This is a genomic window from Geomicrobium sp. JCM 19037, from assembly GCF_000698105.1.
Lineage (GTDB): Bacteria > Bacillota > Bacilli > Bacillales > Marinococcaceae > Geomicrobium_A.
In genome coordinates, this window is sequence record NZ_BAWZ01000075.1 from 1 (window position 1) to 544 (window position 544).

General features: G+C 47.4%; 1 pseudogene. It reads right to left on the minus strand.

The features are described from left to right. Positions 1–544: pseudogene (locus tag JCM19037_RS21595) on the minus strand (transposase); the annotation flags it as partial.

Here is a 544-nt window from a genome sequence, read left to right on the forward strand (position 1 = left end):
CCAAACGCATTGCGCTTAATGACCTTCGTCTGGTTGTTCAGCCTTCAATCGGACCATTCGTGTGACCAAAAATAAAGCTGTTGAGAATTTCTGGTTGCCAATTCTTCAACGTTTTTACGGCCTTTTTCATCTCTTTCAGCGCTGAAGTTTCCACAGCTTGATAAAAAGTTTGTAGACCGGCGAACACGTCGGTTCCCTCGGTCTTGCTCGTCCGATGCTTGTCAAACCATGCTTGGAACTGGTTTTTCAGCCCATAGACTTCCCGAAGTTCCTCGGATAACTCCAGGTAGCGATTCAAGTACCACGTTTGCTTCTCGCTTAGCTTTTCCGGACGCTTATGAAAGACATGGTGCATCTGCTTGCACTTCTTTCGATCATACTCGTGAAACGTTTTTTGTACGCGACGCCGCACTTGGTCTAGCGCCCAATAAATATAGCGACAGAAATGAAAACGATCGGCAATGATGATCGGACGACCCAAGGCTTGATTCACCGCGGATTTGAAGGAGGGGCTCATATCCATCACAACCATCTTGACACCCCC